Consider the following 21,657-nt stretch of genomic DNA (forward strand, 5'->3'; position numbering starts at 1 on the left):
TGTTTTACAAAGGTACAATTCTTTTTATCGGGTGCTGTTGATAAGAATCACCAAAAACCTGCATAAAACTAATTATCAATCCTTTATAAAAAAACTATAATTGTTGATGGTTTACTCAAAAGTTAAGGAAACTAAATTTTGATATTATATTATATAAACTTAATACGGATAAAATTTTTAGGAATGGTAATCATTCCATTAAAAATTAATCAACTGTAATCACAAATTTATTGGGCGTAATTAACACTTGTTCCCTATTTAGTTTTCAATAATTTACTGTTAACAACACTTATGAAACAAGGTGTATAAAAAATCTAATTTCCTGATTTATAATCTTCTCATGAATGTAAACAATGTGAACAAAATTATTTTTCTGTTCAACACAAGTTTTTGATCAATAATTTATACCCCTTTTCAACAAGCAATCATAATCATCATTTTAATTTAATTTAAAAAAGAAGAAAAAATATAATAATGTATGTTGTTAATAAAATGCATGTTGTTTAAACGATATTATGTAGTTGACCTTGTCAAGGATATTAATTCGTATTTTTCGCCAAACTAAGAATGTAAATGTCAAAAAAGAAGAAACGAGGGAGAGGTCAGCGGAAGAATGAGATAACAAAGGGCATTTTTACGGTTTTGGAAAAAGAACCTTCCAAATCATTTAACTACAAACAAATTGCATCAAAACTTGGTATTACAGAAACCAAGGACAGGAATGAACTTATTAAACGTTTGGGTCAACTTAATGCAAGTGAAAGAATTTTGGAAGTAGAACGCGGTAAGTTCAAAAAGAAACCATCATTACATACTTATTTTACAGGAACTGTTGATTTAACGACCAGCGGTAACGCTTATGTTGTGGTAGATGATATGGATGATGATGTGTTTGTGCCTAAACATAAACTGAACAAAGCTCTTCATGGTGACAGTGTAGAAATCTTTTTAAAACCGAAGAAAAATGGAAAAAAACCGGAAGGTGAAATTTCCAAGGTTTTAGAACGCAAGAAAACATCATATGTTGGTGTTGTTCAAAAGCAAAAGACCTTCGCTTTTGTAAGACCTTCTGATCCGAAAATGTACACCGATATTTTTGTTCCCATTGAAAAGCTCAAAAAGGCTGCAGATGGAGACAAGGTTTTGGTTGACCTTGGTGATTGGCCGGCAGACGCGGATTCTCCTTATGGGGCGGTTACACAAATTTTAGGAAAACCAGGCGAACACAATACCGAAATACATTCCATTTTGGCGGAATATGGTTTGCCTTATGAATTTCCATACGAGGTGGAACAGTTTGCGCAAACATTGGACACTTCGATAAAGGAATCAGAAATAGCCAAAAGAAGGGATATGCGAAATGTATTGACCTTTACTATTGATCCAAAGGATGCCAAAGATTTTGATGATGCTCTTTCCTTTCAAAAATTGGAAAATGGAAATTATGAAATAGGGGTTCATATTGCTGATGTTTCCCATTACTTACAGCCAGATTCGATATTGGAAGAGGAGGCCTACGAACGTGCCACTTCTGTTTATTTAGTGGATAGGGTGGTACCCATGTTGCCTGAAGTTTTATCAAATAATGCCTGTTCCCTTCGACCCAATGAAGAGAAATATACCTTCTCTGCAATTTTTGAAATGGATGAAAAAGCGAATCTTGTGAATCAATGGTTTGGAAGAACGGTGATCAATTCCAATGAACGTTTTGCTTATGAAGAAGCACAGCATATCATTGAAACGGGAGAAGCAACAATTCCTAAAGAAATCTCAATTCGAAATGGTAGTTATACCGTTTCCAATGAAGTGGTCGAAGCCACATTGACTTTTGATAAGCTGGCTAAAATTATGCGGCAAAAGCGCATGGATGAAGGAGCTATTTCTTTTGATAAAATTGAGGTGCGTTTCAACCTTAATACTGCCAGTGAGCCCGAAAGTGTATATTTTAAAGAAGCTAAGGACGCCAATAAGCTTATAGAAGAGTTTATGTTGCTGGCCAATAAAAAAGTGGCAGAATTTATTGGTAAGCAAAAGAAGACATTTGTATATCGAATTCACGATGAACCGGATGAAGAAAAATTAATGGCCTTAAATGGTGTTATTTCGAAGTTTGGACACAGTATTAATCTTCGTGACGGAAAGAGTATAAGCGGGTCGTTAAATCAGCTCCTAAAGGATGTAAAGGGAAAGAAAGAACAGAATTTGGTGGACACCCTTACCATTCGAAGCATGAGCAAGGCCATTTATACCACTGAAAATATTGGCCATTATGGTTTGGGGTTTGAATATTATAGCCATTTTACCTCCCCTATTCGAAGATATCCCGATGTAATGGTGCATCGATTGTTGCAACATTATTTGGAAGGTGGCAAACCACCAAAAGCTGTTGCGTATGAAGAAAAGTGCAAACATTCCTCAAATATGGAACTGTTGGCGGCCAATGCGGAACGAGATTCTGTAAAATATATGCAGATAAAGTTCATGGAGGACAACAAGGACAAAAAGTTCTTGGGAGTGATATCCGGGGTGACCGAATGGGGTATTTATGTAGAAATTATAGAGAACAAGTGTGAAGGAATGGTTAGGATTCGCGATATTAGAGATGATTATTACACTTTTGATGAACGGCAATTTGCCATTATAGGTGAGCGATATAATAAAATGTACCAATTGGGCGATGAAGTTTATGTGATGGTCAAGGACACGGATTTGGTAAAACGACATCTAGATTTTTCATTGATTGGGAAAAAGGACAATGTTACTTTGGAATAGAATTTGTTATCCATTGAGGGTCAATTTATAACCAATGAAAACAACACAGATTTTTTTGGTATTTCTTTGCTTTCAGATGCTAAGTGCACAAAGTGAAAAAATCACCCACGAACTTGGAAAATTTACCGAAGTAAAAGGGTTCGATGGTATTTCCATTAACCTGATCAAATCAGACACCAACAAGGCGGTCATTACAGGAGTCAACACCAAAAAAGTGGCCATTGTAAATAATAATGGCGTATTAAAGCTTCGCATGGAAATCGATAAGATATTCAGCGGATACCGCACCTTTATTGATTTGCATTTTACGGAGGAGCTCAATGTGATCGATGTGAATGAAGATGCACGCATTGCATCCGAAGAAACTTTTGTGCAAGAAATTCTCGATGTTAGGGCGCAGGAAGGTGGAGAACTAGTTTTACAATGTCAAACCGAACAACTTTTGGTGAAAACGGTCACCGGAGGAGAAATTGAAATTAGTGGATTTTCCGACACTCAAGACGTGATAATAAATACCGGCGGTGTGTACAATGGCAAGACCTTCAAAACAAAATTTACCACAATTACCGTAAACGCTGGAGGAAATGCCCAAATCTATGCTACCAATTACGTAAAAGCCAATGTAAAGGCAGGTGGGGAAGTTTTGGTATATGGGAATCCTGAAAAAATGGATGAAAAAAAGGTTTTCGGAGGTAAAATCAAACGAGTGGAGTAAGCAATATGTTAGAAGACATTCAGGCAGCGGCACCTTTAGGGTTTCTATTGAGTTTTATGATAGGTCCGGTTTTCTTTGTTTTATTAGAAACCAGTGCAACCAAAGGTTTTCGTGCCGGAGTCAGCTTTAATGTAGGGGTAATTATAGCAGATATTGTTTTTCTGTTGATTGCATACTTCAGTAGTTTTCAATTATTGGAAAACCTTAGTAATCAACCCGGACTGTTTGTTTTCGGAGGTATGATTCTTCTAGTTTATGGAATTGTGATCTTTGTAAAAAAGGCATCAAAAAAGGCCAATGTAAAAGCATCAAAAGGGACTTATTTTGGCTTAATGGTCAAAGGGTTTTTGCTTAACTTCATCAACATTGGGGTACTTGCTTTTTGGTTGGGACTTATAGTAATAGTGGGCCCGAGTTTGGATAATGATCCGAACAGAATATGGCTTTTCTTCGGCTCGGTAATAATAGTATATTTTGTCACTGACCTGTTCAAGATACTGTTGGCCAAGCAATTAAAAAGATATTTGACTCAAGAAAGAATAGTGTTGATTAAAAAAGCCTTGGGAATTGTGCTGATTGCATGTGGAATTGTACTGATTATCAAAGGTTTCTTACCGAAAGAAAAATTCAACATTAAAGAAGGAATAGAGCGTATAAGCGAACAAAAAAACCCAACCTAAAGTTGGGTTTTAGAGGCATCGAGCGGATTCGAACCGCTGTACAAGCTTTTGCAGAGCTGTGCCTAGCCACTCGGCCACGATGCCAGAGTTGGCAAAGCTAAAAATATTTTACGAAAGATAAAGCCCGAAAAGGCTTTAAATGTAAGGGTATTTTAAGGGGAACAAACTTGGAGGCATCGGGTGGACTCGAACCACCATAAAAACCTTTGCGAGATTTTGTCTATCCAATTCGACCACAATGCCGTACTGTGAAACAAAATTAAAGAAAATGTTACGGTTTAGTGTTTTGTCACAGAGCCGTTTATCGAGAATATTCGAGTTTCACCGAAACACTTTCAACATCACCACCCATCGGAGGATTTATTTTTGCAACCTCAACCTGTGCCTTGTTTACCATATCAAGTTCTGAAAATATACGATCGATAATGCGTTTGGCAACATGTTCCAAGAGATTTGAACGAACGGCCATTTCTTCACGAACAATCTTGTTTAAATGGACATAGTCAACGGTTTCCTGAAGTTTATCGGATTGGGAGGGCTGTGAGAGGTCGGCAAACACATCAAGATCTACACGATAATCACTGCCGATGAGCATTTCTTCCTTTAGACAACCATGGTTGGAGTGTACCCTAATATTGTTTATCCTAATCCTACCCACAAATCAAAAATTAAGCGGGACAAAAATAGACCAAACCAAATTAATACATGCACCTACAATTGCTAATACCTTGAAAAAGGTCCATACCCACTGTTAATACGTGGGTACCGGTGCTATATCCCAAAATTTCGTTGGTGATCACCTGGTATGAGTATCCAAAATAGAAGTTACTTTTCTTTAACCCGGCAATGGGTGCAATATAAAGTGGTTTACCCAGCTGGTCGTTCAAGAAACGATAGGTGGCACCAATGTAATAGTAATCTTCAAAATCATGGAAACGGAACTTTGCATTCAAATCGGTAACAGAACGGCCATCGCTTTCAAACCATTGAAAGAAAACCGAAGGTTCTATTTCCAGCTTGCTGTTCTTGCTTTTTGAGATGCTATATCCTGCATATGCATAATAGTTTCTTAACGTATTTGGTTCAAAAACAGGGTTGAACTGTTCGAGGTTCTTTGGCAAAATATTGGAAGCATTAAGACTTAGATAGAACTTATCAAGTCGATATAAAACCCCAAGATCAAAATTATGATTGGTAGTTGCCTTATCGTCAGTGGGCAACTGACCATTAAAATCAGTGAAATTTTCTACGTCAATCCTAAATTGATTGAAATTGTACGAAATACCGAAAGAAAGAAAAACATCATCGTATCGATTTAGAGTAAGGTGGTGAGCAAAAGAAACCCTCGCCCCCCTTTGTTTTGTTTCTCCGTTGCTATCGTTGTACATGAGCATTCCCAATCCGGATCTATTCCCTATTCGGGCATCGGCGGCCAAGGTTTGGGTATCCGGAGCATCTTCTATTCCCACCCATTGTGTTAACCCGTTCAATCGGACTTTTATGTGATCTCCAATACCGGCATAGGTAGGGGACATCAAAAAAGGATTATCCGCAATATATTGGGACAGCTGCGGTATGGTCAACTCTTGAGCTCTAGCTCCAAGGGCCAACAGTATCATAAATATTATGGAACAACTTTTTTTCAACATTGGTTCAATAGGTTAAGTATCATTGTCGATATAGGGTAAAATGGCCTACCATTTCTCGGTCATCATTTTCACCACGCAGCTTAATGACGTACCAATAATCTCCGGTAGGCAGCTCACTGTTGTTGTAAATTCCATCCCAACCGGCATCACCATACCCCATGCGATAGAGCTCTCTACCATAACGATCAAAAATGATCATTAGTGCATTCGGGAAGGCCTCAAGGTTGTCTGGCAACCAGGTGTCATTCAATCCATCACCGTCGGGTGTGAAGAAAGGCGGAATTTCAATATCGATGAATTCCATGAATATTTCAGCGGTCACTTCACAACCGTTTTGGTCAATCACCCTAACCACATACGTATCGGTTCTATTAATGATATAGGTGTTGTCGGTTCCGTTGTTGTCATCCCCAAAGAAGATGGTATAGTCTTCCAACCCTCCAGTTATGTTAGCAGTTATTTCATTGATGTTGCTGTTTTCGAGTACCAGGGTCAATGGTTCGAATCCAATAATGTTGAAATCTATGGTATTGGCACAACCGTTAGAGTGCAAAATAGTCAAACTGTGATCTCCGGGCGCAATGTTGGTAAAATCAGACGTTAACTGCATTAATGCTGGATCTGTGGTGTCCAAACCATAGAGCACATCGGGAACAACGGTCTGATCTTCGAACACAATATCCAATCGATTGGTTGGAAGGTCGCCGTCACATTCGTAGACTGGGGTTACCGTAGCTGTTAGATTAACACCAGGATTTATTTCGACAATAACATTGGTTTCACAACCTTGGTCATCTCGAATGAAGGCTACATGTGTACCAGCGGGTAAATTTTGGAACAATATCTGACCCTGAACAAAATCGGTATCTGCATTGGAGTTCAAGGCTGAAGAATAAGGTGCTGTACCGCCTGTAATGTCTAATTCAAAAGAGCCATCGGCACTTCCAAAACAAACTTCATGTAAGATGTTAATAGCCTGTGCTTGAATAGGCGCCGGTTGCTGAATATCAAACTGGAACGTTTCAAAACATCCATTTCTATCCTGAGCGATTACGTCATAAATTCCTGGAGCAAGTCCTGTGAATGTGTTAACGGTATCAAATTGGTTAAGGTTTGGCGTAATTGCATATAGGATTTCTCCGGTTCCACCTGAAACCTCAACAGCGATAGTTCCATCATCAAGTCCTGCACATGTGACATCAGTAGACTCTTGTCTATCAATTTGTAGCGGAACAGGATCTATAATATCTATGGCCGAACTCACTACTTGACAATCCATGCTGATTACCTGCACATAATATGAGCCAGCAATCAACCCATTGAACTCTCCATCGTTTTGTGGGCCAGCCACAGATGTGGTCAAACCAGGGTCTGTAAATAGTTCGTAGGTATAATTTCCTAATCCACCAATTGCTTCGGCGTAAATAGTTGCGGAGGCTTCCCCTGTACAGTTGATAATAGCAGCACTATCATCTATAATGACGTCCAAAGGAACAATTGGATCTACGGTTACTTGGTTGGAGATTAAAGCATCGCAACCAAAAGCATCTCTTACATAGTATTGGTAAGGACCTGCAGGAACAGCAAAAACATGTGTGTTACCTCCTGACATTGGTGCATAGGCTACACCATCCGTACTATATTCATATGGTCCTGTACCTCCTGTTGCAGAAAGCTCTATTTGAGCGTTTGCGGTACAGGTCAACTGCGTTAATTGAATAAGGTTGGCCTGTACTTCTACCGGCTCTGAAATCGTTACCTGCGTTGTTTCAACATCACAACCCCAACCATCGGAAACTGTTATGCTATAGATTCCTGCACCAAGATTGTTGAAATCTGGACTAGTTTGGGCTCCGGAAGTAAAAGTAATCACAGCTCCAGCGGAATCATAAACATTTAATTGGTACTGATAAACTCCTTGGCCATTAAGCACATTGATTGCAGATACCGTTGCGTTTGTGTCTCCGTAACATACTAATGAGGTTGGAGTAGCAGAAATACCGGCGGTTATTGGCAATGGCTGAACAAGAACGATAGGCTCATTGATCGTACAACCTGCATCATCTGTGATTTGAACGTCAAAAGTACCAGCAGAAAGACCTTGGAACACAAAGCTCACTACATTGTTGGTATTATATATTTGACCTGTTGTTGTATTGGTCAATTGAATATCATAAGGGGCAAATCCTCCGGTTGGAGAAACTTCTATTTCTCCCAGATTGTTGGTACAGCTCACATTGGCCACTTCAACAGGGGTTGCTGTTAACGCCATGTCTGGAGACGCAATGGTGATGATGTTAGAATCTTCTACACACAATGGATTTGCGGTTTGCGTTACACGCACATAATAGTTTCCACCAGAAAGTCCGACAATTGGACGTGGATTTACACTTGTATCAGTATTCACTAAAGGACCTACTGGATTGTTGGAACTATCAAAAACTTGATAATCATATGTTCCGGCATAGCCAGTAATGTTGATTTCTAGAGCACCATTTGCATCTCCAAAACAAATTGCAGGTGCCGTCGGTGTAGCCACAACGTCAATTACATCGTAAGGAGCGATATCATATGGTGCAGTATCAACATAGCAACCCGTTGTATTGTCTGTTATTCTGAAGGTATAACTGCCAGGAGCAGTTAAATCGGCAGTTGCGGTTACGTTGGTTGGAGTACCTGTAATACTTCCATTCGGATTTCCTATCGGCAATAACTCAAAAGTATATGTGTTACCAGGGTTTCCATTATCGGTAACCGTTATCAATACTTCCTCCGGATTGGCACATGTAATAGCAGTGTTTTGGGTTACAGCGGCTGTAAAAGTATTTATAGGTTGAATTACTACGGCATCCGTTTCTGCGCATGAATTACTATCAGTAACATAAACCGTAATGTTTTGAGCAACCCCAGTGTCTGGAATAGCGAACGTATTCGATGTCTGGAAGTTGATGTTGTCAATACTATATAAATATGGGCCTGTTCCGTCCGTAGCCGTTACTGTTATAGTTGAGGTGTTAACCGTGTTGTTCGGATTACAAACAAAAGGAGTCGCGCTTGCAGAAACCGTCAAAGCTACAGGCTCAGTTACCGTTTGATCAAAGAAATTGTCACAAGACCTTGACGAAATAACCCTTGCTCTATAATCTCCGGCAGGAAGGTTATCAAAAATAGGACTTGTTTGTGCAGGTCTATAAGGAACGGCCAAATTTGAAATTTCGTAAAGCTCATAGGTGTAAACAGGATTTACTGCTGTTACAGCATCCAACTCCACAGAAAGGCTTCCGTCTGCGCCCCCGAAACAATTTACTGGGTCAGCAATAACATTTGTAATTACCGGATCTACTTTGTCATCCAAATCTTGAGTTACCACAACGATACACGGTGTAACTGTATCTCCGTCGGTAACGGTGAATGTATAGGTTCCTGGTTGTGTTAATCCTGTAAACACACCGGTTGTATTATTTGCTGCGGTGACCGCATCTGGGAAAAGAACGTCATACGTTAGATTGGCCGAGCCACCATTAACCGTGATGGTTATATGACCTCCAGGGTCAACAGTACAGTCTATGGGTTTTACCACGGTAGCCGTGGCCACCATTTCATCAAGTAAAACAACAGGCCCTACTGTAGTAGTACAAGACCATTGATCAGCGATCAATACTTCATAAGATCCAGCTCCCAATCCTGAGAAAACAGGATTTGTTTGTGGGGAGCCAACATTGCTTCCTCCACGGATTAGTTGATATGTATAATTTGAATTTTGACCACCCGTAGTTCCAACCACTTCAATTTCTCCTTGAAGCGCCGTACAATTTTCTTGATTAATCTGTAACGTGGCGGTTATCGGAGTTGGATCGACTAAGTTAACATCGGGCAATTGGAATTCACATCCGTTGGTGTCGGCTACCCAAACTTGATAGTCCGTACCCGCTCCCGCTCCACCAGCAAGACCAGAGAATTGCGGAGAGGCTTGATAGCTTCCTGGGAATGTCGGTGCAGGGTTAGCGACAAGGTCTACGAAGAAGGTATATCCACCCCATCCACCAGCAGCGTTGATGACTTCAATAATTCCGTCATTGAGCGCACATGTAACAGCTGTTACCTGGGTATTTGCGGATATTCCGACACTAGGTCCGGCAATGGTGAATGCTTCGGAATAAGTACAGGCAGAACCTGGAGGGTTTGTGTCCTCTACTTCTATATAATAGTTCCCAGCTGCAAGGCCAGAAATGGCAAAGCTTCCGTCAGGATCTCCACCTGCGGTGGTTGTATCATCTGCTAAATTTCCTGGAGTATTGTTTACATCATAATATAGGGTATAGGTTATCGCGCTTGGATAAGAGATGCTTCCAGCATCAACCAAGTCAAGAACCACAGCTCCGTTGGTGTCACCAAAACATATTATATTGGTGGTGCTCACTATGGTCAAATCGAGCACTTCAGGGTCAGCAACCACATGGGAGGCTGTTATGATACATCCTGTTACGGTATTTCTTATTTCAAAATTATGTGCTCCAACAGCTAGACCTGTAAAGCTTCCAGAAACTTGGAAAACACCTGCAGGCAATAATCGGAACTCGTAATTGGCTGGAGTTATCGTAGAATTTGTTATGGAACCTGTTGCGGTAATGGTAATATCCTCACCGGAAACACAGGTGGCTACAGCATCTATGGCAGTACTTATTGATAACAGTTCGTCAAAGGGAGCAATAGTGTCAGTAGTTGTACCTACACATCCGTTGCTGTCATAAACATTGATAATGTAGCTTCCTCCAGCGGTATTCGTTTCAATGTACACATTGTTCGGTCCAGACTGAACCACAATATCATCCCCAGTTGGCACGGTGCCTTGGTCATTGATGAATTCGTATGTCGTATACACGCCACTTCCTCCTGTTATTGAAGCTGTATCTACTGTTATGGATGCATTGTCCATGTTGTTTCCTACGACACAACCAAACTCTACAACACTTGTATTTACATTGGCTAAGATATCTGGCTGTGTAATGGTCTGCGTTTGTGTTGATGTACAGCCGTTTGCAGCGGTTACCTCAATGGTATATGTGATTCCAGCAGCCGTACCTTCAAGTCCCGTAAATAATGCCGTTGTAGCATTATTTGAAGATGGGGCAATAGGGAATATAGCGGAACTTCCAGGGCCAGAGATGATTTCGAAAGTATATGGGCCAATACCGTTATCCGTGGCACTTACATCAATAGTTCCATCGTTATCTCCGTTACAAGTGACATCGGTATTTGATGTTACGCTAAAGGCCGGTATAAGCGCAGGGTCTACCGTAATGTTGAATACTCTAGAACACTCTGGGCCAGCGGTATTGTTGTCATAAACCGTGATTGTGTAATCTTCAGGTGTGGTTGTGCTGAATACAAATGGGTCACTTGGCAACACAGTTCTGGCCACAACCGTTCCGGTTCCGTCAGCAATTTCATAGTCATAGCTTCCAGCAAAACCAAGATTGTCTCCTGAACCAGCTAGAATATCTATGGTGATTTCTGCATCTGGACTCACTGAACAATCCAATAGTTTGGTCAATGTTGCGGTTGCCTGTAAAATAGGATGAACTGTAATCGTGCTAGTATCTGAACAACCATTGCTATCCAAAATGGCTACGTTGTAAGTACCAGCGGATATGTTGTTGAAAACACCTCCATTATCTAAATATGTCGTTCCCCCATCTAACGAGTAGAATATTTGTGCTGCACCGCTCGAAGCTGTAACAGTTACTGTAGATGGATCAGAACAATTGTCTACGGCTATTGCGTCGATTGTTGGATTTGGAGTTAATGTCAAGGCTACGTTACCAAGCGGAGACGAACAACCGTATTGGTCTTCCATGGTTACATGATAGTTGCCAGCAGGTGAGTTTGCAGGAATCTCAATTGGGTTATCTGATGTAGAAGTGATAGTTACAAATGGAACAGGACCGGTAACGGTGTATGTATACGTTCCACCTCCGCCAAATGGACTCTGTACTTGAATTAAACCAGGGGTATCACAGCTGATATTTTGCAATGCTACTGGAGTACCGGTTAAAGGATCAAGCTCATCCAATAATTCGTTTTCTGTTGCTCCAACACAGCTATCGACCCCACCATCTACCTCAACTACTTCAATGAAATAGTTTCCTGCAGCAAGGCTATTAACTGTCACATTTTGAGGTGAGGTGTAAGGTACATTTCCACCACTGTTTGCAACTGAAACAGGAAGACCGGTAGACATGTCAAAAACTTCCCACCTGAATTCAGTTCCAAATGGGGCTTGGTTATCTGTTACGGTATAAGTTATACTTCCGTTGCTAGCTCCGTCACAAGAAGGAGTAATAGCAGAAGTAATTTCCAAAGGAACCGCAATGATGTCGTTTACATTAACACTACTTTCCCTAACACAGCCGGCAAAGTCCCTAACATAGAAAGTGTAGGTTCTACCTGGAACCAATCCAACAAAAGTATGTGTAACACCTAATGCTAGTGGAGCTGTCCATGTAGCCGTGGCGGGGTTAAAGTTAGCTGGATCATCTGAATAGGAATATTCGTAAGGCGCGGTACCGTTTTGTCCCCTTACCGTTACTTGAAGTTCATTACAATTAACAACAATTGGGAGGATGGTAATATCCAAATCATCCAATGGATAAGGAATGATAAAAGGAGGTAAATCTGTTTGACAAACTGTATTTCCAAGGCCGTCAACAGTTCTCATAGACGGATTTACAATGTTGCCAGAAGCATATCCGGTAAATCGATCTGTGGTTCCTGGAACACTGTTGTCTCCCGGCCATGTGGTACCACCATCTGCACTAAACTCAATGGTTCCCAAGGTTCCTGGATAAGCCGTAAACTCAAAGCCAAAATCATTTGGATTTCCAGTACAAGTAGCTGGAGTTACTCCTAGTATTGTGGCTGTTAGCTCATCTGGATTTGCAATGTTTATTGGTGTTTCTGAAACCGTACACCCGGTAGCATCGGTTACATTGATAGTATAATCACCAGGCATTAGATTATAGTATGTTCTATTTGTTACAAGAACATTTGTATCAGTTTGATTGCTGGCACCACCATTATCTAAATCGACAATTTGAATAGTATATGGAGTTATTCCAGAAGTGATGTCTACCAAAATGGAACCAGTTCCGTCATGACATAATGGGTCGGTTGGGGTATTGGTAACCGTTAACGGAGTTGCAGGATTTACCGTTACGGTTTCAACATATTCGCAAAATGGTGCTGTTGCTGAATTGTCCCTGACATAAACGTCATAATCACCATCGTTACCTGCAGTAACTGCGAATGTATTTGTGGTTGAGAACAACCCTGTTGGACTTGTTGTTGTGGGTACAAAAGCATATTCCAAGTTTGGAACTCCACCAGAGGCAGTTACGGTAATAGTACCATCAGCACAAGTGCTGATATCTACAACATCAACCGTTGCCACCAAAGCATCGGTAATGGTTAAATTTTGAAGTGTTCCAGCACAACCAAAGCCATCCCTTACATTGATGGTATAATTTCCCGCTGTCAACCCTGAAAATGTATGTGTGGTTGCGGTTGCAGGAGACGGTGTAATCCAAGGTCCGCCGTCCAAACTAAATTGATAATCTCCGTTACCAGCGGTTACATTAACAGCAATGGCGCCGTCATTATTACCACTGTAACAAGCAGTAGGCGTTGAGGTAAAAGTTATTGGCGTTGGCGAAACAATTGTCAATGCCGTGTCAATTGGGTCTTCGCAAAGATTGGAATCTCTCACACGAACAATGTAATCACCAGCAGCTAGTCCTGAGAAAATGGTATTGTTCCCGTTGGTAGCATAATCAAAACCAGCAATAATTCCTCCAACTCCATCTTCCAACTGATATTCATAAGCGGGTGTTCCGTCGGTTGCAGAGGATGTTATTGTGGCACCTCCATTGGTACAGGTCATTACTGAGGTAATGGACGCGGAGGCAACCAAAGCATTAGGCTCTGATAAGGTTTGATTCAGCGTAACCGAACAAGTATTATCCAAGACATCACGAACTTCGATGGTATAATTTCCTGCTGCTAGACCCGGAAGTGTAACTGGGCTTGCTGTTTGAGGTGCAGAAAAGCCACCGCCATTCACTTGGTATTCAAAACCATTGATGGCATCAAAATTGTCTACTTCAAATGTTATGGACCCATCGGTACCGGCATTACATGAAATATCGGAGAAGGATGTAATAGAAGAACCAAAGGCGTTTCCTGATGTTACGGTTACTGTAGTTTGCGTAACACAATCACTGCCATAGTCTACCTCAATTGTATGTGTTCCAACAGCCACATTATTGAATATGTTGCTAGCCTGTGCCGCGCCACCATTCAAACTATAGGTGTAGGTAGGATCATTGGGAAGTACTGTTATATTTCCTGTACCATCACAATTGTATGCAACTGAAGTACTCAATGTTGGCTCTGTGGGAAGTGGTGCGATAATAACATCGGGCAAGGTTAAAGTACATCCAATTTCATTGGCATCACGAACTTGAATAGAATAGGTTCCATCGGTCAAATCAATAAATGTTGTTCCGCCTGTTGTTGAGGCGGTCCATGGACCACCATTAATGCTATATTGATAGTCACCGGACCCACCTGAGGTTGGTGTAACACCACCTACTGTAATTTGACCTAGCTGAAGACAAGTGTAATCTTGAGTTTGTTGTGCTTCTGCAGCCAATTGATTTGGCTGTGTAACTGTTACGGTATCTGTCTCCTCACAGTTGTTAGCATCTTGAACTCTTATATTGTATGTCCCGGCTGGAAGGTTTACAAAACTTCCAGAGACTTGATAATTTGTTCCATTATCTATACTGAACAGATAAGGGGCTTCACCTCCTGATGCACTTAGTGTTATGGTTCCATCAGAACCGCCAAAGCAACTGACAGGCGTAAAGCCTGAAGTTATAGCCAAAGGAGCATCTTGAACAATGTTAAGATCATAATTTGCTTCGCAATAACCGGCATTTCCGCTATTGTCCCTTACATAAACATCATAGTCGCCTGCGCCAGTAATGGTAACAGGGTTGGTTACTGCAAAATCACCAGGAACCGGAGCTACTCCATCAGCAACGATTGCATATATATAACTTCCATCGCCTCCTGCCGCAGTAATATTTACATCGGTATCTGTTGCACATGCAGTAATATTTGGTGCGGATGCAATTACAGATAGTTCTGGGTTTATAGTTATGGAAGCAGTATCTGTACAGCTGTTCCCATCTCTAACATCAATAGTATATGATCCTGAAGTTAGGCCAGCGAATACGTTATTTGTTCCGAAAGCTCCTCCGTTAAGACTGTATTCAAAGTTTCCATCTCCACCAGAAGTTATGTTTGCGGTCAGCGTTAAGCCAACGGCATCATCGTAACACGTATCGTTTGGCACAATGGCCAATACAGGCGGAATTGCTGCATTCAGTGTAAAGGCAGTATTGAGCACACAACCATTAGCGTCTGTTACGGAAGCGTTATAGGTTCCGGTTTGTATTAATCCGGTGAAGGCTCCGGTGCTATTTGTTCCAAAAGTTGTGGCATCTGGATTGGTCAAGGTGAATGAGTTACCTCCCCATCCTCCTGTCGAAGTAAGGATTACGCTTCCATCAGAAATACAGGTTGGCTGCGTTTCTGCGGCATTTAAGGTCAAGGCGGCGGCGGGAGCATTTACAGTAACATCGGCTGTGGCAGTACAATTGGTTAAATTATCAGTTACCACAATGGTGTAGGTTCCATCTGCCAATCCGGCTAATGGGATGGTAGCTCCTGTTTGGTTGCTGCCATTAAAATTAGCTGGTCCAGTTACCGCGTAATCGTAGTCTGTATTGAAGTCTGCAACTGCGAATGAAATTTCACCGTCAGTAGCGCCCAAACAAGAAATATTGCTTATCAATTGTCCAGAAACATTGATTTGAGAAACTGGATTTATGGTGAAAGATTCATCATACGTACAGCCCTTATCATCAGTCACTCTAAAAGTATAGGTCCCTGGAGCCAGTCCATCAAAATCAGCTGAACCTCCTGTGGTTGAGGTTGCCGTAATTGGCGCAGGAGCAATTATTTCAAAGACAAAAGGAGTGTTTCCGTCTACTACTGTTGCAGTTACATCAGATGTCAAAGCAGGACAGTTTGGGGTTGTAGCAGCAAAGGTTAAGTCCGAAGGTGGATTTAACGGATCAAAGGTTATTCCGTTGGTAACAAAAGTACAGTTGTTAGCATCTCTTATGGTGATATTGTATGTTCCGTTGGTGAGATTTGAGAATGTCTCAGCACCAACTCCATTGAAGAAATTAACACCGTCAATACTATATTCGTAAGGGGCGGTACCGCCAGCCACATTTTGGGCTTCAATAATACCATTTTGCAAACAGGTGTAGTCTTGAATTAGAACAGCATCACCGGATACTCCGCTAGTGGGCCCGCTAATGGTATAATTTTCAAAGAAGTCACAAGAGGCACTTCCTTTTCTTTGGTTTAGACGCACCGTATAGCTTCCTTGAGGAAGGTTAGTAAACAAACCTGAAGTATTGGAAGCAATTTCTAACCCAGTTGAGTCGTCTATAAGAAAAAACTCAACCTGATAACCATTGGTGCTTATTAAGTTAAAGGAAATGGTTCCATCTTCAACACCAAAACAAGTTTCATCGGTTGCAGCCGTAGTATAATCTACAGATGGCTCAAAAAAGATGGTAACGGTATTCGAAAAGGCGTGGCAGTTGTTTCTGTCGACAACCACAAAGGTATAATCCCCGGGGTCCAGAATGTCAAATATCACACTAGTTTGGTATTCGCTAGCAGGAATATCGTTAACTGTTGGGTAGGAAGTAACGGTTGTTCCTCCATCATCAACAAATGACCAAATGGCATAGGTGTGCGGAGTTTGTCCTCCGGTTGATTCCATTTGAATATTACCCTCTCTACAGGTGATGTGTTGGGAGACCCGAGCATTAAGGTCTAGGTCAGTCAGATCATTTATGGTTACCTGCTCTGTGTATACGCAGCCATCATCGGTTGAAACATCAACATCATAAACTCCGTCATTTAGGTTCTGGAAGGTGTAGTTGTTATCTATCGAAGGACCGAAGGTGTCTACTGTTGTGCCACCTTGTGATATTTCATAATAATATTGTGGCTCTACGTTCAGAACAGAGATGGCTATCTCGCCCAAGCCATTACAATCTGTATCTGAAGGAACGACATCCACTTGAAAATCTCGGGTTAAAACCCCAATGTTATCCAGCACAAAAACACAACCGTCGGTTACGCCTTGCTGCCTCATTTCAACAGTATAAGCACCGTTGGTAGTGATGTCAAAACTTGGATTTGAGTTGTATCCCACTAAAACATTTCCAGTTCCCTGATCAATCAATCTGTACTCGTAATCCAATGGCATATTGGTAACTGTAATATTACCATCACTTGTACAAATAATGTCTCTTGATGTATATTGTGGGTCTAATGGATTCTTAAAGATGTTGAAGTAAAAACGACTAAAACATCCATTCAAATAGTTGATTACAACGCGATATTGTCCAGCATCGGCAGCTAAAAAATCTCCTCCAGTTCCTACGGTGTTCCAAGTACAGGAATTATCGGTGTTGGCACAATCTTGGGTTGCAGCTGTACAACTTGTTTCATCCAATTGCTCCCAAACAATGCTGGTTGCATCTGGAATATTTATTTGAACTAACTCGGTATCGTTCAAGCCACATAAAAAGATTTGAGGGAGTTCACTACCATCGTTAGGGCAGGTAACTATTTCTCCTTCTACCGTGTTCGATGTATCATTGATGAGTGCCGTAATCGGGTTGGATTGTGTTATCCCGAAAAGCTCAACGGTTATTATTTCTTGGAACCCTTTACATGGATCAGCTACAATTTTATCTACAATATAAATCCCAGTATCAGTTACCAATAAGGTACTTGGGTCAGTATCTGGGTCGCCATCATTTAAAACGGTATCGCCTGCGTCAATTACTGAGTTGCCATTATTATCCAAATACCAGATATAGGAATCGAAATTGTCACCTGCATCTAATACTACATCATCCCCACAGAGCTGCACGGTTCTAGAAAAGTCACAGCTATCAAGGTCATCCAACAGAAAGTTGGTTGCTCCTGGGGTGGTGAAACCGCAATTATCGAAGTCAGAAACACTGGGGTCATCACTAATTTGATTCGCATTAATGCTTCCTTCATAGGTTGAATACGCCAAGTTTTGGATAATATCGGTACAAGCGTCAATAAAATCGAAACAGTTTTGTGCTACTTCCACTCGAATCCGGATTTCCGATACGGGATCTCCCTCTTCGACCAGATTATCTGGGATGTTGAATACCACTTCACGAGTCGCTGGAGTATAGGTGTATGTAACGCCAGGAGGTAAAGTCATGACCGTCTCATCCAAGGTAACGTTTATGGGTAATACGTCTCTAATAGTATAATTTACAGCATCATCGTTACCAGTATTTACAAAAGAGAGCACGTAGTCAAGCACTTGACCAAGATTAACACCCTGTCCTGTGATATCGTTACCTCCAATATCTTCTACTTTTTTTTCAAGAACTATGTCAGGTTCAATTATTTCCACACCGAATGTGACAAGGAAGGAGGCAAACCAATCCCCACTTGTTCCCAATCGGAGCGTGGCACTTGTATCGCCGTTATCAATTATACTATTGCTTGGATTATTCAGATCAAAAACGTCAGAATCAAAACCAATTGCATTGATACTGTTTACATTTCTGGTGGTAACGTTTGCACCATCTTCAGAGATTGTTGAATTGAAAAAGTTGTTGTTTGGGTTGGCAGAATCTGAGATATCTGTAAATGTTGAGCTACTATTGGAGACGATGCCGAAGGTATCTCCAGACAAGGAAGTCTCACCTTCCAATGTACTTACACCAAGTCTCGCATTAACGGGACCAACAGGAATAGTATTAAATCCAGATACTGTAATATCTGCGGTACTGTTACCTGATTGCGTGGTGATTCCTTCATAACCATCAAAAACCGAAATATACTTTCCGGTCAAAGTTGGGTTCTCATAGATGACCACCAATGTCCATCCTGCGGCACCATACGTTGTGGCACCTCTTGTTCCTCTTACATTACCTACAAAATAATCCCCTGTTGGGTCGGCCAATGGGGTTAATAAGTTGGTTACATTCTTAAAGCAAACATAGGGGTCATTGGGTAGAATGTTATAACCGTCAACGATGATATCATCTTCATCGCCAACAGGGTCTGCTGCCGTATCCGCTTGAATATCAACATAAGTTGCACTTCCTGGCACTCTAAATTTTATGGAGGTTACATCGTAGTGATTTGAATCATCGGTATAACCACTTACATAACGACTTCTATGATCTCCGTCTCGTTCTACGTCGTAATTTCCTGCCCAATACAGTCCTGCCCAATAAATTTGGGAACAAGCCGGCAATGATAGTGTTGAACTACTGGAGTTAAATGTTGTAGGGTCAGAATCTATATCTACATACTCTACATGCAGGCTATTATTACTACCGTTTCCGTTATAGGGTGTATTTACATCATGCCCGTTGGACACGCTGTTCATCACACTATTGGATAGGAAGGTATAGTCTCCCTTAATATTTATATAGGTATTGCCGTTGTCTGAAAGCCTCGCCGTAAATGGCACTTCCTGGGCCTGCCCCTTTAAGCCGATAAACCAAATGCCCAGTAGGCATGTGAGTATTTTAAGAAAGTGATTGGTCATTTTAACTATTGGAGTTTGGTTTTACCCGCATGATCCACATTTCGTCGTCATACGAAGCATTAAGTTTGGAATAGTATGAGGTTAGTGCATTGTTCCAGGTTTGGTGTTTTTTCAAATACACATACCTGTAGTTATTTTCTGGATTTATAAAATAGCTGGCATTCAAGCCTTTGGCATTTAGGTCTTTTACAAACCGTCGTGCGTTGGATGCGCTCTTAAAAACATTGGCTATGATGTAAAAGCCAGAACCTAATCCGTTTATTTTATAGGTGGAATAAGAAACCTGTGATAGATTTCCTTTGTTTGGATTAACATTTTTATGAAGAACATTGTCATCATATTTGGAATTGGTCTTGTTTTTCACGGCAACTAATCGGGGACTACCCGAGCCCGAGTCCACTCCGTTTACATTCATGACCCAAGCATCGCCACTGTATGAACCATCAAGTTTAGAGTGATAAGCGTTTATTGCCTCTTTTTTGTTTTGATAGCCTTTTAAATAGACGTAGTTGAGTCCGTTCTTTGGGTTAATAAAGAAACCACCCTGAATGCCCTTAGCTTGCAATTTGTCCAAAAAAGCGGTTGCATTGCCTGGATTTTTAAATACGTTGGCAATTAGATAATGACCACTTTCAACATTTGGAATGGCATATGATCTAAACCTTCTCTTTGAATTTCTTTTAAGTTTCCGTGTAGTCTTATCTCGTCTAACAGAAGAAGTTTTGGTAACCGCGTTGTTATTGTTATCCAAACGAATAACTTTTTTAGCCGCCGTAGTGTTGGACAACCCATGATTGGCCAAGGGTTGGGATGGACGCTTTGGGATAATATCTACACTATCCGCATTGGCGAAATACATTTCTTTAGCTTTTTCTTCAAGCTGTGGCATTTCGCCCCTTGTTTCACGACGCACCATTTTCATTACGGTCTCAAAACGCCTTTCAAGGTCACGCTTGCGAGTGCTCTCAATGGAATCTTGACGTAATAGAAGTTCGTCAAGGATGGCATCATTTTCGGCCAACTTATCTTTCAGTTGTTGAATTTCAAGGTCTTTTTCAGAAAGGGTAAGCGTTTCTTGGGGAATGGAGTCGGATTGAACCAAATCTTCATAGTCGTCTTCCAATAACACACGATCTTCCGTTAGGTTTGGCGTGAAAGAATAAGCCAAAGAAACTTCATGGCTCAATCCAAAGTTTTCAAAATTGTTGCTCAATCCTTTTTCAACGGTATACCCAATCGATAGGCTTTTGTTAAGGTTAAATCCTAATCCGGCTGAAGCACCGTAAAAATCATCATAACCAGCCTGTAACCATCCAAGTTTTGGAAGGTCTAAAATTAGATTACCCCCAAGAGTGATGTCTTCTTCGCCTGTTTTTCGAACACGCGCCAAAGGCATTAACCTAGCTTCCTCTAAAAGGCCCGCACCATCTTTAAACTGATGGGTATATTGTAAATGGCCAGAGTATGTTTTCTCCGTAAAATCGGTTACGGATTCACTTGTTTTTAGATTATAATCGAATAGATTTTCGGCAAATCCTCCAATGTCAAAATTCCCAAAGGAAAGATTGAAACCTGGTTGAAAAGTTACTAGCGAACTACTTTCCAAAGTATTGAGAAAAGGATCTATATCAACCGCATTTGCCCTATTTTGATTGAAGGCACTTTGATAGTATGAAAAATTGGCCCCAAAGGTGAAATTACTTTTTGGACTTAATCGTACGCCATAAGCATAGTTTGCATGCACTCCAAAGTTATTGAAAAGGCCTTCACGGTTTGTAAAAAGACTTAAACCTACTCCACTGCGATCCCCTATTCTACCACTATAACTTAGAAAATAGACTTGGTTGTTATCGTCAAAAGATACTGATTGGTTTCTATGAAAGAGATTAATATATGACTTGTCCTCTCTAACCGTGGAAAATGTTGGGTTTATCAAAAACCTATTGAATTTCAAAAGGTTTTGTGATGGTACATTATAGGCCACAAAAGGATTCTCTTCCTGGCCCTTTACCCCGGTAAAGGCAAGCAATAGGATAATCAGTAGTAAGAGTTGAGGTTTGTTTGTTTGCATTATGC

At 40.9% G+C, this 21,657-nt stretch carries 7 protein-coding genes and 2 tRNA genes; 3 read left to right on the plus strand and 6 right to left on the minus strand.

Annotated elements, in window-relative coordinates; translation table 11 throughout:
* Positions 1 to 573: 573 nt before the first annotated feature.
* Genes rnr through IAG46_RS10935 form a run of 3 tightly spaced genes read left to right on the plus strand, consistent with a single transcriptional unit; the run spans position 574 to position 4,167 of the window.
* Complete coding sequence (gene rnr / locus IAG46_RS10925) at positions 574 to 2,772, plus strand: ribonuclease R (RefSeq protein ID WP_190810390.1); 2,199 nt, start codon at positions 574 to 576, stop codon at positions 2,770 to 2,772.
* A 34-nt stretch (positions 2,773 to 2,806) separates the two neighbouring features.
* The gene (locus IAG46_RS10930; protein WP_190810391.1) at positions 2,807 to 3,487 is read left to right on the plus strand and encodes a head GIN domain-containing protein; all 681 of its coding nucleotides are present in this window, start codon (positions 2,807 to 2,809) and stop codon (positions 3,485 to 3,487) included.
* Positions 3,488 to 3,492: 5 nt separating this feature from the next.
* Positions 3,493 to 4,167, plus strand: a complete 675-nt coding sequence (locus IAG46_RS10935; RefSeq protein WP_190810392.1) for a LysE family translocator — start codon at positions 3,493 to 3,495, stop codon at positions 4,165 to 4,167.
* Between the two features lie 13 nt (positions 4,168 to 4,180).
* Here IAG46_RS10935 and IAG46_RS10940 read toward each other — a convergent pair.
* The 6 genes from IAG46_RS10940 to IAG46_RS10965 all read right to left on the minus strand — a co-directional run bounded on the left by IAG46_RS10940 (position 4,181) and on the right by IAG46_RS10965 (position 21,652).
* Positions 4,181 to 4,251 (minus strand) — tRNA-Cys (locus IAG46_RS10940).
* Positions 4,252 to 4,335: 84 nt separating this feature from the next.
* Positions 4,336 to 4,410, minus strand: a tRNA-Cys gene (locus IAG46_RS10945).
* A gap of 58 nt (positions 4,411 to 4,468) precedes the next feature.
* Positions 4,469 to 4,825, minus strand: a complete 357-nt coding sequence (folB, locus tag IAG46_RS10950; protein WP_190810393.1) for a dihydroneopterin aldolase — start codon at positions 4,823 to 4,825, stop codon at positions 4,469 to 4,471.
* 40 nt (positions 4,826 to 4,865) lie between these two features.
* Positions 4,866 to 5,816, minus strand: coding sequence for a type IX secretion system membrane protein PorP/SprF (locus IAG46_RS10955; RefSeq protein WP_190810394.1), 951 nt, complete (start codon positions 5,814 to 5,816; stop codon positions 4,866 to 4,868).
* A gap of 19 nt (positions 5,817 to 5,835) precedes the next feature.
* Entirely contained in the window at positions 5,836 to 19,581 is a 13,746-nt protein-coding gene (locus IAG46_RS10960) for a T9SS type B sorting domain-containing protein (protein WP_190810395.1), read from the minus strand.
* A 1-nt stretch (position 19,582) separates the two neighbouring features.
* A complete protein-coding gene (locus tag IAG46_RS10965) occupies positions 19,583 to 21,652 on the minus strand; it encodes a PorP/SprF family type IX secretion system membrane protein (RefSeq protein WP_190810396.1) in 2,070 nt (689 codons plus the stop codon).
* Positions 21,653 to 21,657: the final 5 nt, after the last annotated feature.

Source organism: Flagellimonas sp. S3867, from assembly GCF_014698935.1.
GTDB lineage: Bacteria > Bacteroidota > Bacteroidia > Flavobacteriales > Flavobacteriaceae > Flagellimonas.